Origin of the sequence: Streptomyces sp. NBC_01089 (assembly GCF_045162975.1) — a bacterium.
Lineage (GTDB): Bacteria > Actinomycetota > Actinomycetes > Streptomycetales > Streptomycetaceae > Streptomyces.
Genome location: NZ_CP108660.1, coordinates 2,625,414 through 2,639,695, shown reverse-complemented (window position 1 = coordinate 2,639,695; position 14,282 = coordinate 2,625,414). Strand labels below are relative to the sequence as shown.

General features: G+C 70.8%; 15 protein-coding genes. 11 read left to right on the top strand and 4 right to left on the bottom strand.

The window, feature by feature from the left end; all coding sequences use genetic code 11:
* Window positions 1-82: 82 nt before the first annotated feature.
* Window positions 83-343: a UBP-type zinc finger domain-containing protein gene (locus tag OG510_RS11550; RefSeq protein ID WP_406136701.1), complete on the bottom strand. Its 261-nt coding sequence runs from the start codon at window positions 341-343 to the stop codon at window positions 83-85.
* 44 nt (window positions 344-387) lie between these two features.
* On the opposite strand from OG510_RS11550, the gene OG510_RS11545 reads away from it, so the two are divergent.
* Window positions 388-1,989 (top strand): Na+/H+ antiporter, encoded by a 1,602-nt coding sequence (locus OG510_RS11545; RefSeq protein WP_406136700.1) that lies wholly within the window; start codon window positions 388-390, stop codon window positions 1,987-1,989.
* Between the two features lie 49 nt (window positions 1,990-2,038).
* On the opposite strand, the gene OG510_RS11540 is transcribed toward OG510_RS11545, so the two are convergent.
* The 3 genes from OG510_RS11540 to OG510_RS11530 all read right to left on the bottom strand — a co-directional run bounded on the left by OG510_RS11540 (window position 2,039) and on the right by OG510_RS11530 (window position 4,922).
* Window positions 2,039-2,974: a 1-aminocyclopropane-1-carboxylate deaminase/D-cysteine desulfhydrase gene (locus tag OG510_RS11540; RefSeq protein ID WP_406136699.1), complete on the bottom strand. Its 936-nt coding sequence runs from the start codon at window positions 2,972-2,974 to the stop codon at window positions 2,039-2,041.
* Window positions 2,975-3,095: 121 nt separating this feature from the next.
* Window positions 3,096-4,313 (bottom strand): globin domain-containing protein, encoded by a 1,218-nt coding sequence (locus OG510_RS11535; protein WP_406136698.1) that lies wholly within the window; start codon window positions 4,311-4,313, stop codon window positions 3,096-3,098.
* 162 nt (window positions 4,314-4,475) lie between these two features.
* Window positions 4,476-4,922, bottom strand: a complete 447-nt coding sequence (locus OG510_RS11530) for an RrF2 family transcriptional regulator (RefSeq protein WP_406136697.1) — start codon at window positions 4,920-4,922, stop codon at window positions 4,476-4,478.
* Window positions 4,923-5,098: 176 nt separating this feature from the next.
* Here OG510_RS11530 and OG510_RS11525 point away from each other — a divergent pair, with 176 nt between their 5' ends.
* The 10 genes from OG510_RS11525 (at window position 5,099) to OG510_RS11480 (ending at window position 14,263) form a co-directional block, all read left to right on the top strand.
* Complete coding sequence (locus tag OG510_RS11525; RefSeq protein WP_406136696.1) at window positions 5,099-6,505, top strand: family 2B encapsulin nanocompartment shell protein; 1,407 nt, start codon at window positions 5,099-5,101, stop codon at window positions 6,503-6,505.
* Between the two features lie 111 nt (window positions 6,506-6,616).
* Window positions 6,617-7,657, top strand: coding sequence for a family 2 encapsulin nanocompartment cargo protein polyprenyl transferase (locus OG510_RS11520; RefSeq protein WP_406136695.1), 1,041 nt, complete (start codon window positions 6,617-6,619; stop codon window positions 7,655-7,657).
* Between the two features lie 118 nt (window positions 7,658-7,775).
* On the top strand, window positions 7,776-8,369 hold the full coding sequence (locus OG510_RS11515) for a GNAT family N-acetyltransferase (protein ID WP_406136694.1): 594 nt from the start codon (window positions 7,776-7,778) through the stop codon (window positions 8,367-8,369).
* A 311-nt stretch (window positions 8,370-8,680) separates the two neighbouring features.
* Entirely contained in the window at window positions 8,681-9,106 is a 426-nt protein-coding gene (locus OG510_RS11510; RefSeq protein WP_164265759.1) for a DUF6304 family protein, read from the top strand.
* 194 nt (window positions 9,107-9,300) lie between these two features.
* The gene (locus tag OG510_RS11505; protein ID WP_406136693.1) at window positions 9,301-10,239 is read left to right on the top strand and encodes a DUF1648 domain-containing protein; all 939 of its coding nucleotides are present in this window, start codon (window positions 9,301-9,303) and stop codon (window positions 10,237-10,239) included.
* A complete protein-coding gene (locus OG510_RS11500; protein WP_406136692.1) occupies window positions 10,239-10,589 on the top strand; it encodes a GntR family transcriptional regulator in 351 nt (116 codons plus the stop codon). Before OG510_RS11505 ends, OG510_RS11500 begins: the two co-directional genes overlap by 1 nt.
* Before the next feature lie 166 nt (window positions 10,590-10,755).
* Complete coding sequence (locus OG510_RS11495) at window positions 10,756-12,186, top strand: ricin-type beta-trefoil lectin domain protein (protein ID WP_406136691.1); 1,431 nt, start codon at window positions 10,756-10,758, stop codon at window positions 12,184-12,186.
* A gap of 366 nt (window positions 12,187-12,552) precedes the next feature.
* A complete protein-coding gene (locus OG510_RS11490; protein ID WP_406142365.1) occupies window positions 12,553-12,993 on the top strand; it encodes a carboxymuconolactone decarboxylase family protein in 441 nt (146 codons plus the stop codon).
* Between the two features lie 16 nt (window positions 12,994-13,009).
* Window positions 13,010-13,429, top strand: a complete 420-nt coding sequence (locus tag OG510_RS11485) for a DUF952 domain-containing protein (RefSeq protein ID WP_406136690.1) — start codon at window positions 13,010-13,012, stop codon at window positions 13,427-13,429.
* 27 nt (window positions 13,430-13,456) lie between these two features.
* The gene (locus OG510_RS11480) at window positions 13,457-14,263 is read left to right on the top strand and encodes a tyrosine-protein phosphatase (protein ID WP_406136689.1); all 807 of its coding nucleotides are present in this window, start codon (window positions 13,457-13,459) and stop codon (window positions 14,261-14,263) included.
* Window positions 14,264-14,282: the final 19 nt, after the last annotated feature.

Below are 14,282 nucleotides of genomic sequence, written 5' to 3'. Positions count from 1 at the left end.
GGAATGTCCGGCGGCTCCGCGGGGTTCCCGGGATGCTTCGGCCAACTGGAAAGACGCAGCGAACGGTTGACGTACCCAGAGCTCAGACGATCGAACCGTCGACAAAGCACCACCGCCAGCTCTCTCCCGGCTCGAAGCTCCGCATCACCGCGTGCCCGGTGTCCTCGAAGTGCCCGGTGGCGTGCTGGTACGGGGACGAGTCGCAGCAGCCCACATGCCCGCACGCCAGGCAGAGGCGCAGCTGTACGGGATGGCTCCCGATCGCCAGGCACTCCGGACAGGTGTCGCTCAACGGGGCCGGCTCGGGGCGCGGCAGTTCTGCAACATGCTGGCACTCGCTCATGATTGCCAGGTTACGACGGACCTTGACCGAGGGCGGGGAGACCCATGGACGCATTGCCGCTGGTGGCACTGGTGGCGGGCAGCGCGGCGGTGGCGGGCGTCGCACGTCGGACACCCGTGGCGGCGCCGCTGCTGCTGGTCGCCGTCGGTCTCGGCGCCGCGTATCTGCCGGGGGTGCCCGAGTACACCCTGGACCCGGGTGTCGTCCTGCCGCTGGTGCTGCCGCCGCTGCTCTACACGGCGGCCGTCGACTCCTCGTACCTGGATCTGCGGGCCAATCTGCGGCCCGTGGCGCTGCTCTCGGTCGGCTATGTGCTCTTCGCGACCGTCGTGGTGGGCTGGCTCGCCTATCTGATCGTGCCGGATCTGCCGCTCACCGCCGCCCTGGTCCTCGGCGCGGTGATCGCGCCGCCCGACGCGGTGGCGGCCACGGCCATCGCCCGGCGCCTCGGGCTGCCCTCCCGGCTCACGACGGTCCTCCAGGGCGAATCGCTCGTCAACGACGCGACCGCGATCACCGCCTACAAGGTGGCGCTGGCGGCCGCGGTGGGCGCCGGGGTCTCCTGGGCGGAAGGGCTCGGTGAATTCGCACTGGCGTCGGTCGGCGGAATCGGCGTCGGCCTGGTCCTGATGGTGCCGCTGCACTGGCTGCGTACACATCTCAAGGAAGCGCTGCTGCAGAACACCCTCTCGCTGCTCATTCCCTTCGTCGCCTATGCGGCGGCGGAGCGGGTGCACGCTTCGGGGGTGCTCGCCGTGGTCGTCGTCGCGCTCTATCTCGGACACCGTTCCTGGCAGGTCGACTTCGCCACCCGGCTGCAGGAGGAGGCCGTTTGGAAAATGGTCTCCTTCATTCTGGAATCGACGGTCTTCGCGCTGATCGGACTGCAATTGCCCTTTGTGCTGCGCGGACTCGGCACTTACGGGGGAGGAGAGGCCGCCTGGTACGCGGTGGCTGTTTTCGTGGTGGTCGTGGTGGTGCGCTTCGTCTGGGTCTTTCCGGCCACTTTCCTGCCGCGGGTGATCTCCAGCAGGATCAGGGAACGCGAACCCGATACGGACTGGACCGCGCCGGTCGTCGTCGGCTGGGCCGGAATGCGCGGTGTGGTCTCGCTGGCCATCGCCTTCTCGATCCCGCTGACCGCACACGGCGCACCGTTCCCCGCGCGGAATCTGGTGCTCTTCCTGACCTTCACGACGGTGATCGCCACCCTGGTCGTCCAGGGTCTTTCCCTGCCGCCGCTGATCCGGCTGCTGAGGATCCCGGGCCGCGACACACACGCCGAGACGCTCGCCGAGGCACAGGCGCAGAACGAGGCGTCGCAGGCCGCAGAGAAGCTGCTGAACTCGATGCTCGCCGACGAGGACAACGAACTGCCCGAGCCGCTCGCCGACCGGTTGCGCACGGTGATGGCACGGCGCAGGAACGCGGTCTGGGAGCGGCTCGGCACGGTGAACGAGCACACGGGTGAGAGCGCCGACGACACCTACCGGCGGCTCGCGCGGGCGATGATCGGCGCCGAGCGCTCCGTCTTCGTCGAGCTGCGCGACCGGCGGCGTATCGACGACGAGCTGCTCAGGACGCTGCTGCGCAGGCTGGACCTGGAGGAGGCGGCGGCCTACCGCGAGGAGGAGGGGGACTCCTGACGGAGGAGGGGGACCGCCGACTCCGATGGCGTGGGGCGTCGGGGGCCGGCTACCCCGGTGCGGTGGCGGGCCGGCCGGTGATGACGGCGGCCACCCGGGTGCCCGGCGGGAAGGCGCCGTCGGCGGCCAGCCGCGTCAGCCCGTACAGCATCTTCGCGACGTAGATCCGTTCGACGGGGATGTGGTGCAGCTCCTCGAATCCGGCGGCGAAGGCTTCGAGCTCCGGTGCCGTGCGCGCGTATCCGCCGAAGTGGAAGCGGTCGTCGAGCCGCCAGTCACCGGTCCGCGCACCGAACGCGGCCTGCTGGAGCGCGGCGACGTCGCCGGTGAGGAAGCCGCCCCTGAGGACGGGGAAGCCGATGGCGCGCTGGCCCGCGGTGAGGCCGGCCGCGAGGCCGGCGGGCGTCCCGCCGGTGCCGATGGCCACCGCGACGGTGTCGGCGAGCCCGTGCAGCTCCCGGCCGAGCGCGCGGCAGCCGTGCACGGCCGCGGTGTTGCTGCCGCCCTCGGGGACGACGTACATCCCGGTGGTGTCGAGACCGGCCGGTACCGCTTTGGCGCGGTAGGCCCCGCGGTCCACGAAGTACAGCCGCATGCCGTCGGCCGCGCACTGCGCGAGGGAGGGGTTGAGCGGGCGGTGGGCCAGCTCGTCACCGCGTACGACGCCGATGGTCGGGAAGCCGAGCAGCCGGCCGGCGGCGGCGGTGGCCCGCAGATGGTTGGAGTACGCGCCGCCGAACGTCAGGACGGTCCGACCGGCCGCGGCCGTCAGGTTCGGCGCGAGTTTCCGCCATTTGTTGCCCGGCAGATCCGGATGGATGAGGTCGTCACGTTTGAGCAGCAGCTGTACGCCGTGCCGGGCGAAGCGCTCGTCGTCGAGCGGTTCCAGCGGCGACGGCAGCAGCGGGCGCAGCCGGCCGGGGTCGGAGCCGGTGGCCTGGCCGGAGTCGGGAGCCTGGCCGGGGCCGGGGACTGCAGGGGGCATGGGGTCATTGTCCGTCCCCGGCGTCCGGTGCGCCGGGGCGGCCCGCATCCCGCATCCCGCATTGCCCCGATCCTTCATCCCGTCCTTTTCATCCCGCGTCTCAGCTCTCAGCTCTCAGCTCTCAGCTCTCGGCGAGCCAGAGGTCCGGGCCGAACACCTCGTAGTGGATGTCAGCGGCCCGTACGCCGCGGGCCAGCAGCTGGGTGCGGACGGAGCGCATGAAGGGCAGCGGCCCGCAGAGGTAGGCGCGGGTTCCCGCCGGTACGGGCAGCCCGCCCAGGTCGACGCGGCCGGTGCGGTCGGCCGGATGACCGGGCGCCGGGTGCTCGTACCAGAAGTGCGCGGCGGCGTCCGGCAGCTTCTCGGTGAGGAGGGCGTGTTCGGCGCGCAGGGCGTGGTCGGCGGGGGCGCGGTCGCCGTGCACGACGGTGACCGGGGCGGGGTGCCCGGTGTCCGCGAGGTGTTCGAGCATCGCGAGCATCGGGGTGCAGCCGATCCCGGCGGACGCGAGCAGGAGCGGGGCGTCCGCCACGTCCGGGCCGATGACGAGATCGCCGTACGGGAGGGAGACCTGGAGCAGGTCGCCGGTCCGCACCCGGGTGTGCAGGTGGTGCGATACCTCGCCGTCCGGGGCGGCGCGGTCAGGGAAGGTGCCCTCGTGCACGCGTTTCACGGTGATCGAGTGGAGCCGGCCGCCGGGTGCGCCGGAGAGGCTGTACTGCCGGATCTGGCGGGCGCCGTCGGGGAGCGGGACCTGGACGGACACGTACTGGCCGGGCCGGAAGTGTGGGGCGGGCGAGCCGTCGGCGGGGCGGAGCCTGAAGGTGGCGGTGTCGGCGGTCTCCTCGGTCCTGGACACCACTTCCCAGGTGTGCCAGACGTCCCCGGCGGCGACCTCCCGTTCCGCGTACAGCCGGGCCTCCAGGGCGATCAGCGCGTTGGCCATCAGCCAGTAGACCTCGTCCCAGGCGGCGGCGACCTCCGGGGTGACCGCGTCGCCCAGGACTTCGGCGATGGCGGCGAAGAGGTGGGTGTGCACGACGTCGTACTGGGCGGGCGTGATCCCGAGTGAGGCGTGTTTGTGGGCGATGCGGCCGAGCATGACGTCCGGGCGGGTGTCCGGGTCCTCCACCAGCCGGGCGGCGAAGGCGGCGATGGAACCGGCGAGGGCCTGGCGCTGGGCGCCGGATGCCTGGTTGCCGCGGTTGAAGAGGTCGCGCAGCAGGTCGGGGTGGGCGTCGAACAGCTTGCGGTAGAAGAGCCCGGTGATGTCCTCGATGGCGGCGCCGACGGCGGGGAGGGTGGCGCGGACGATACGGGTCGACGGTTCGCTGAGCATCGGTGACTCCTGGCTCTGGAATTGGTATATGAGATGCGTATTTTTGGGTGTGGGGAGGTGAGGCGTGTGGGCGTGCGGGGTTGCGGGCTACGGGACTTGGGGTGCCGCTCGGGTGTGGTGCTGCCCACGGGGGCCGGGGCTTTGGGGTCGGCGGCGCCTCGGTCAGCCGTCGTCGGGGCGGCTGCCTATGCCGATCAGGAGGGGGCCGGTCGGGGAGGCGACCAGGTCGGCGACCGTGAGCGGGTCCAGTGACACGTAGAACGCCTCCTGCGCCCGGCGCAGGGCGCCGCGCAGGAGGCAGTCCGAGCGGAGCGGGCACGGGGTGGAGCCCTCGCACTCCACGACGTCGCCGGGGCCTTCGAGTTCGCGGACGAGTCCGCCCACGGAGGCGGAGCGGCCCGCTCCGGTGAGGCTGAGTCCGCCGCCGCGGCCCCGGCGCGCCTCGACCAGGCCGAGGTGCTGGAGGCGGGCGACGATCTTCGCCGCGTGGCTGTACGGCACCCGCATGGCCGCCGCGACCTCCTTGGTCGCCGGTGCCTCGCCTTCCTCCGTGACGGCGAGGCGCATCAGGACGCGCAGTGCCACGTCGGTGAATCTGGTCAGCCGCATGGGCGTCACGCTAGATAACTTGCACAAAAGATGCAAGTTCTGATCGCTCTGGACAACGAACGACAACGTGCCCACCCCAAAGCCCAATTAGTCACACTCTTTTGTGTAATGGCGCGCCGCCGGTCTCCGCTGAAAGGCTCTTCACGCACGTCAGTCGATGATCGAGAGGACGACAGATGTCCGTTGGTGAAGAGGTTCGCGACACGCAGGCACCGCCGCAGCAGAGTCTTGGCACGGCAGCTGCGCGGAACCTCGCAACGACCACCAAGTCCGCGCCGCAGATGCAGGAGATCACCTCACGGTGGCTGCTGAAGATGCTCCCGTGGGTCCAGGTACAGGGTGGTACGTACCGGGTGAACCGGCGGCTGAGTTACTCGGTCGGTGACGGCCGGGTGACGTTTGTCCAGACCGGCGACCGTGTGCAGGTGATCCCGGCCGAGCTGGGTGAGCTGCCCGCCCTGCGGGACTACGCGGACGAGGCGGCCCTGACCGAGCTGGCGCAGCGTTGCACGCAGCGGGAGTTCGCGGAGGGCGATGTGCTGGCCGCCGCGGGTGACACGGCGGACCGGGTGTTCCTGCTGGCCCACGGCAGGGTGCAGAAGATCGGCACGGGGCCCTACGGGGACGAGACCGTCCTCGGTTCGCTGGCCGACGGGGCGTACTTCGGAGATCAGGCACTGCTGGACGAGGGCGCCACCTGGGAGTACACGGCCCGCGCCGACACCGCGTGCGTCGCACTGGAGCTGACCCGGGCGGATGTGCTGAACCTCGCGGAGCGCGCCGATTCGCTGCGGCAGCATCTGGCGGGGGTGGCCTCGGTGCCCGCGCAGCGCACGAACAGTTACGGCGAAGCGGCGATCGACCTCTCGGCGGGCCACAGCGGAGAGGCGCTCGTCCCGAACACGTACGTCGATTACGAGGGCGCGCCCCGCGAGTACGAACTGAGCGTCGCCCAGACCGTGCTGAAGGTCCACAGCCGGGTCGCCGATCTGTACAACCAGCCGATGAACCAGACCGAGCACCAGTTGCGGCTGACCGTCGAGGCGCTGCGCGAGCGCCAGGAGCACGAGCTGGTCAACAACCGGGAGTTCGGTCTCCTCCACAACTGCGACTACGGCCAGCGGCTGCAGCCGCACGACGGGGTGCCGAGCCCGGACGACATGGACGAACTGCTGTCGCGCCGGCGCGGATCGAAGCTCTTCATCGCGCACCCGAAGGCCATCGCCGCGTTCGGCCGCGAGTGCAACAAGCGTGGTCTGGTGCCGGAGAGTGTCGATGTCGGCGGCCAGCACGTGCCGGCCTGGCGCGGGGTGCCGATCTTCCCGTGCAACAAGATCCCGGTCAGCGACGCCCGCACCACGTCGATCATCTGCATGAGGACCGGCGAGGACGAGCAGGGCGTCATCGGGCTCCAGCAGAGCGGCATCCCCGACGAGATCGAGCCGAGCCTGTCGGTCCGCTTCATGGGGATCGACGAGAAGGCGATCATCTCCTACCTGGTGACGGCCTACTACTCCGCGGCAGTCCTGGTGCCGGACGCGCTCGGCGTGCTGGAGAACGTCGAAGTCAGCCGCTGGCGGTGAGGCGGCGTCCCGGACGGGCGGGCCCGGACGGCGGTCAGGCTGCCGCGGGGACCTGCGCGTCCGGGACGTCCCTGGCGACCACGCCGTACGCACGCCGCAGAGGAAGTGACCATGACCATGACCAGAACGGACGCCGCGACCGAGGGACATGAGGCCGCAGCGCTCCTGGAACGCACCCGCACCGTCGTCGACCCGGAACTACGCTCCGCGCTGGAGTCCCTGCCCGGTCCCATGCGGAGCATCGGGATGTACCACTTCGGCTGGGAGCAGCCGGACGGCTCCCCGGCCGCGGAGCAGGCGGGCAAGGCGATCAGACCCGCGCTGGTCCTCGCCGCGGTCCAGGCACTGAACGGAGACCTGCGGCAGGCGGTACAGGCAGCCACCGCGGTGGAGTTGGTGCACAACTTCACGCTGCTGCACGACGACGTCATCGACCGGGACGCCACCCGGAGGCACCGCGCGACCGCCTGGACGGTCTTCGGCATACCCGACGCGATCATAGCCGGGGACGCGATGCAGGCACTGGCCCTGCGGCTGCTCGCCGATGACCCCCACCCCGCGGCGCAGGCCGCCGCCGGGCGGCTCGCCGCCTGTGTCATCGAGCTCTGTGCGGGCCAGCAGGCGGACTGCGCCTTCGAGGCCCGTACGGAGGTCTCCCTCGACGAGTGCCTGACCATGGCCGAGGCCAAGACCGGGGCGCTGCTCGGCTGCGCCTGCGCGATGGGCGCGCTCTACTCGGGGGCGGGCCAGGAAGAGGCGGCGGCTATGGACGCGTTCGGCCGGGAGGCCGGGCTGGCCTTTCAGCTGATCGACGATCTGATCGGCATCTGGGGCGAGCCGTCCCACACCGGGAAACCGGCCGGAGCTGATCTCGCCGCCCACAAGAAGTCGCTGCCGGTGGTGGCCGCGCTGAGCTCGGGCACGGCTGCGGGGGCGGAGCTTGCGGAGCTGTACCGCGGCCCGCTCGACGCGGAAGGCATCAGGCGGGCGGCCGACGCGGTCGACCGGGCAGGGGGCCGGGACTGGGCGCAGGCCGAGGCGGCCGACCGGATGGCCAGAGCCGTCGGCCATCTCTCCCGGGCGGTCCCCGACCTGGCGGCGGCGGGAGGTCTGCTCTCCCTCGCGGAGTATGTGACGCGGCGCAGCCGCTGAACCGCACCGCCCATGGTCGGGTCCGGTCAACTCTAGGATCACGTCTGCGAGTTATGGATGGACAGTCGTTCATTCATCGGCCGAGCGACGTGAACGGCGAGAGAAGAGGGACCGGACCATGGGCGTGGCGATACGGCAGGCGGGCGAGGCGGACCGCGAGGTGCTCGTACGGCTTCTTGACGAGTCCTTCATGCAGGACCCGGTGAGCACCTGGGTGTTCCCCGACGAGGCGCACCGCAGGAATGTGCACGGCAAGTTCCTCGGGGTCTTCATCGATGTGGCCCTCGCCGAGGGCCGGGTCGACCTCACCGAGGACCATACGGCGATGGCTCTCTGGCTCGACATCCCCGCCGGTGTGCCGGAGGGGGAGGACGACACACCGGCCCTGATGCGGGAGACGGCCGACCCGGAGAACGAACGGGCCGAGCTGGTCGGGCGGTTGATGGGCGAGGTCCATCCGCACGATCGGGCACACGCCTATCTGCTGATGATCGGGGTGAAACCGGAGCGGCAGGGCGAGGGCCTGGGCACCGAACTGATGGCCCCCGTACTGGAACGCTGCGACCGCGAAGGGATTCCGGCCTATCTGGAGGCCAGCAGTGCGCGCAGCCGGGGGCTGTACGAGCGGCTGGGGTTCGTGTTCATGGGGACCGCGGTCCAGCTGCCCGACGGTCCGCGGATGTGGCCGATGTGGCGTGAGCCGCGCGGCTGATCCGCGAGCGGGCCGGGCGGCGACAGGCAGGGCCGCGACGGGCCGGGCAACCGACGGGCCGGGCGACGACGGGGCACGTGTGGCCTGGCCGGGGGCGGTGGCTCACCCGTTCGGTGGCCAGGCCGGTCACTCGTATGTGCGCTCGTACGTGCGCTCGCCGGGTGGCACGGGACGGGTGAGGAGAGGGCTAGGTGGGGCCTGTCGGGCCGTCAGGAAGGGGATGCCGGGGGCCAAGTACACCAGGAACCAGTAATTCCGGACTTGATCACTCTTGGTGACGCCGGGCTGGTGACGGCGCTACAGTCGCGCTCATGACACCACAGTCATGGGCCGGCTGGTACCGGGACAGCCATGGATCAGATGCCCTAGTGATCAGCGCAGTAGAGCGTCAACTCCGCACCCGGATCAGGGGAGTCGACTACGCGGGAGATTCGTTCGACTCCTTCGCCCCGGTGGGCGACGGGCCGGAGGGGGCGGAGCCGTTGAGCGACTGCGTCCTGGAGTGGGACATGCCGCTCCCGGTCGTCGCCGATGACAGTACGGCCCATCAGGCCACGCTGAGCTGCCTGTTGGCTCTGCGCCGCCCGGCCACCGATCTCGGGGTCACGCTGCACTACGGCGGCACGAGCTATGTATCGGGCAATGACCAGGGCGACTTCGGCGCCGCGGTCGCCCTGATCCAGGAACAGCTCCCACCCGGCTCGATCCTCCAGGCCCCCTTCGCGGCAGCCGTGTAGCCCACGGCTGCGAGGCTCGCGGTCGGCCGGCTCCCACCAGTGGCTCCTCACCGGTTTCGCTACTCGAAGCCGGTGAGGAGCCACTGTCCTTGACGCCTTGTGCTCCTATTGTTCTACTTGGATGCGAACAATAGGAGAAACCGCAGAGGACCGACCCGACAGAAGAACCGCCGGGAGAGGCACGGGGGGAATCGATGAGGGAAACCATGGGGCACGGCCGCATCAGGCGCGCGACAGTCGCCGGGCTGCCCTTCCTGCTCGCCTACGTCGTGGACCTGGTGGTCTTCATACGGCTGCGGGACCGGCTGCCGTACCGCCTGGCCAGCCACTTCGGCAGCAGCGGCCGCCCGGACGACACCGCAGGTCAGTTGGAGTACGTCCTGGTCACCACCGCCCTGCTGATCGGCCTTGGCGTGATCTGGATGCTCATCGCCCGCGGGGCGCGGTCCCTGATCGTCATGGGCTGGGTGCTCGCCGGCATCGTCGGTGCGCTGATGGCCGAGGTCCTGTACGCCAACCTCCACACCCCGGCCGTGTTCCCCTTCTGGCGGGTCGCCATCGGTGCCGGGGTGGGGGCAGTGGCCGGCGGGGCCGGCTGGTGGATGGCCCGTTTCGCGCCCTCGCTGCCGGCGCCACCCGCGGAGGGGCCCGTCGAGCGGATCGACCTCGGGGCCGGTGAGACGGCCGGCTGGGCGCGCCACGCCGGCGCCCGCCCACTGCTGGTGCTCACGGTCGCCGTCGTCGTCACCGGTGCCGTGCTGCTCGCGGTCTCCGGCTGGCAGGACGCCGTGGCCCCGGTGGCGGTCGGCCTGGTGCTGATGGTCTTCGCCAGGCCGTACGTCACCGTGGACCGCAGGGGCCTCACCGTCTCCACGGGACGGCTGCCCTGGCCGCGTATCCGGGTGCCGCTGGGTGAGATCGAGCAGGCGACCAGCCGCGACATCAATGCCCTGAAGGACTTCGGTGGCTGGGGCTACCGGGTCCGGGCCGGCCGCTCCGGGCTCATTCTCCGCTCAGGTGAGGCCATCGTGGTCCGGCGCAGGAACGGCCGTGACTTCGCCGTCACCATCGACGGCTCCGCCGACGCCGCCGCGCTGCTCAACACCCTGGCCGAGCGGCAGGCGACCCGCTGATGCTCTTCCGGATCGACCCGTCGTCCGCGATCCCGCTGGGGGACCAGATCGCCGCCTGTGTCCGGGGCGCCGTGGCGGACGGCCGGGTGGCGGCGGGCGAGCGGCTGCCCGCCGCCCGCGTCCTCGCGGACTCGCTCGGGGTCAACGTCCATACGGTGCTGCGCGGTTACCAGCGGCTGCGTGAGGAGGGCCTGATCGAACTGCGCCGGGGCAGGGGCGCGGTGGTCGTCGGCGGGCCGTCCCAGGCGCGGGCGCGGCTGCTCGTACGGGTGCGGGAGCTCGCGGCGGAGGCGAAGGGGCTGGGCCTCACGGACGAGGCCGTGCTGGCACTCGTACGCGAGGCGCTGTGAGGCCGCGAGCCGACAACCGGACCTGATGGCCTCGGTGCAGGTGGGCGGGCAGCGGCGGGCGTGGTCCGCGCGGCTCGCGAAGGGCAGCCGGAGAGGCTGCTCAGGGCAACAGGTCTGCCCTGCCTCCTGGTGACAAGGCATTATGCCGGTGACTAGTGTCCGGCGCGTGAGCATCTGGACCTCTCTGGAGCCTGCGTCCACCACGGTGGACCCCGGCAGTACGGCCACCGTGCGGCTACGGCTGCGCAACACGGGCGACGTCGTCGACGAGTACCGGTGCGTACCCGTCGGTGATCTGGCCCCGTACGTGACCGTCGAACCACCGACCATCCGACTCTTTCCCGGCACCACCGGCACCGTGGACCTCACGTTCGCCCCGCCGCGTACCCCGGACGCCGTCGCCGGCCCGAACCCGTACGGCGTCCAGGTCATCCCGACCGAGCACCCCGAGGCGACCACGGTCCCCGAGGGCAACGTCACGATCACCCCGTTCTCCGAGATCCGCGCGGAACTGGTGCCCCACACTGTCAAGGGCTGCTTCCGCGGGCGTCCCAAGCTCGCGATCGACAACCTCGGCAACACCAAGCTCACCGCGTCCGTCAACGGCAGCGAGAACGGCGACCAGCTCTCGTACGAGGTCCACCCGGCCAACGTCCAGATCGAGCCCGGCCGCGCCGCCTTCGTACGCGCCACGCTCCGGCCCCGCCAGATCATCTGGTTCGGCCGCAAGCAGGACCGCCCCTACAAGCTCGCGATCCAGCGCTCGGGCACCAAACCGCTCAACGTCGACGGGACCTACGTCCAGCGCGGGTTCCTGCCCCGCTGGCTCGCCACCCTGTTCGCGGTGTTCATGGCCATCGCCATCGTCTTCATCATGGCCTGGTTCACCCACAAGCCCACGGTCGCCACCGCGGCCCAGCCGAAGGTCGAAGAGGCAGGCGCCATCGCCACCCCGACCCCCACGCCGAGCCTCCCGCCGCCCGCGGCGAGCGTGCCCCCGCCCACCCCGTCAGCTCCTGTCAACCCGGACGCGGGCAACAGCGGCGGAGGCGGGGGCGGCGGCGGAGGCGGAGGCGGCGGTGCCAAGAAGAAGGATCCGGCGGACCGTAAGAATGTCCTGATCCGTAACCCGGTGACCAAGCTCTGCGCCGAACTTCCCGGCAGGGACAAGGGCAAGCTCAACGGCCCGGTCCAGGAGAACGACTGCAACCCCACGGACGCGGACAACCAGGTCTGGAACCTGGAGGTCCAGCGCGCGCACGCGGGCCCGAACAACAACAGTCTCTTCCAGATCCGCAACATCAAGGACCAGCTCTGCATGGACCTGCCGGACAGGGCCGGCGCGAAGGCAGAGACACATATCACCGAGTTCACCTGCGCCGGCACCCAGCCCGACAACCAGCTGTGGTGGCTCGACAAGCAGCCGGACGGGCACTACTACATCCGCAACGTCGCGAGCAACGACCTCTGCCTGAACGTTGACGGGTTCAGCCCTCCCGGTAAACCCGTCACCACCCAGAACCTGCTCTCGCTGCAGGACTGCGCCAACAATGACGACCGGGAGTGGGACATCCTCGACGTCAGCAATGAGCTGTAACGCGCGGATCCGCCCGGCAGTTCTGTGAACCGATCACCGGAGGCCGCCGCCCCGCCACGTCCATGGGACGCGGCGGGGCGGCGGCCTTCCGTCCGGCAGGCCCCGTCCGGCAGGCCCGTCCGGCCCACCCCGTACGGTCACCTTGCGCGGCTGCTCCGTACCCGATGGGCAGCCCGGAACGGAGCAGCCATGAGCACCCAGAGCGATCCGGCCACCCCGGACACCGCCACGGAACTCCCGTCCGCCGATGCCCGCGAGACCCCGGATACCCGCGACACCTCGGATGCCCGCGACACCCCCGGTGTCCACGGCGCCCCTGATGCCCACGACGCTGCCGAGACCCGGCAGGACCGGTTGCAGCGGGGGATGGGGATGCTCGACCGCGTCGTCGGTGAGGGCGGCCGGCAGGTCATCGATTCGCTGGCCGACATCTCCCCGGACCTGGGGCATCACATCGTCGCCTGGGCCTTCGGAGATATCTACACCAGGCCCCAGCTGGCCCTGCGGGACCGCCAGTTGGTCACGCTCGGCATGCTCACGGCCCTCGGCGGCTGCGAACCGCAGCTCGACGTCCACATCAACGCCGCGCTCAATGTCGGCCTCAGCGCGGAGGAGATCGTCGAGGCGCTGCTGCACTCCGCCGTCTACTGCGGTATGCCCAAGGCGCTCAACGCCACCGCTGTGGCCAAGAAGGTCTTCGCCGAACACGGCCTGCTCACCGGCCCGGAGAAGCCCGACGACGCGGCGCACGGCGTTCCCGAGCAGAGGTCCCCCGGAGGGGATCCCGGGGCAGGCGGGCCCGGGTAGCGCCTAGCGTTGTCCCATGACCGAACTGCTGCACATCACCGAGCGCTCCCTGTGGGAGGCGGCCCGCGCGACCGGTACGTACGAGATGTCGACCCGCGGCCGCACCCTCCAGGAGGAGGGCTTCATCCACTGCTCCACCCGCGCCCAGCTCCTCGCGGTCGCCGACTTCCTCTACGGGAGTGGCGGCGGCAGTGGCAACGGCGGCAGTGGGGGTGGCGGCGGGACGGAGAGCGAGGGCGGTCACGGCGAGCTGGTGGTGCTGGTCATCGACAGCGACCTGCTCTCCGTACCGCTGCGCTACGAGGCCCCCGCGCCCGGCGCCGATGTGTTCCCGCACATCTACGGGCCGCTTCCGGTGGACGCAGTCGTCACAGTGGTGTCCTGGCAGGACGGTTACGGGCTGGACCGGTTGGACGGACAGACAGGAACAGGCTGACGCCCGCTGCCGATAGGCTCCGCCGTCATGAATGGACCCCTGCCTTTCCTGCGCCTGCACAACTTCCGTGACCTGGGCGGCTGTCCGGGCGATGGCGGCCGGGCGGTGCGCACGGGCCGGCTGTTCCGCTCCGACTCGCTGGCCAAACTCGGCGGCGCGGACTGGGAGCGGTTCCTGGCGCTGGGCATCGGTACCGTCATCGACCTGCGCTACTCCTGGGAGATCGACGCCAAGGGCCGTGTTCCCGAGCACCCGTCCTTCACCTACCACCACCTCAGCGTCGAACACCGTCCCTACGACCAGCCGAGCCTCGGCCCGTCCGTCGCGGCCGGGCCGTATCTCGCCGAGCGGTATCTGGAAGTCGCCCACGACGGTGTCGCCGAACTGAGCCGGGCCATCGAGGTGATCGCCACCGCCGGGGACCGTCCCGCCGTCTTCCACTGCACATCGGGGAAGGACCGCACCGGCCTGCTGGCGGCGCTCGTGCTGACGCTGCTCGGGGTGTCCGAGTCCGGCATCGTCGAGGACTTCGCCCGCACCGGGCTCGCGAGCGAACGCCTCCTGGCCGACTGGCGGGCCGAACACCCCGGCAGGGGGCCGGTCTGGCCGGGCTACGGACGCGCGCCCGAGGAAGTGATGCGCCTCTTCCTGGCGGCCCTGACCGAGCGGTACGGGTCCGTACGCGGCTACATCGACGAACAGCTGGACATCGACGAGACGGTGATCGCCGCGCTGCGGAAGAACCTGCTGGAGCCGCACGCCGGGGAGGGGACGGTCGGGGGAGAGGAGCGGCGGCAGGGGCAAACCTCCCCCAGCCGGGGGCTGTTGAGCTAGGAGGATGCGCTAGAAAGAG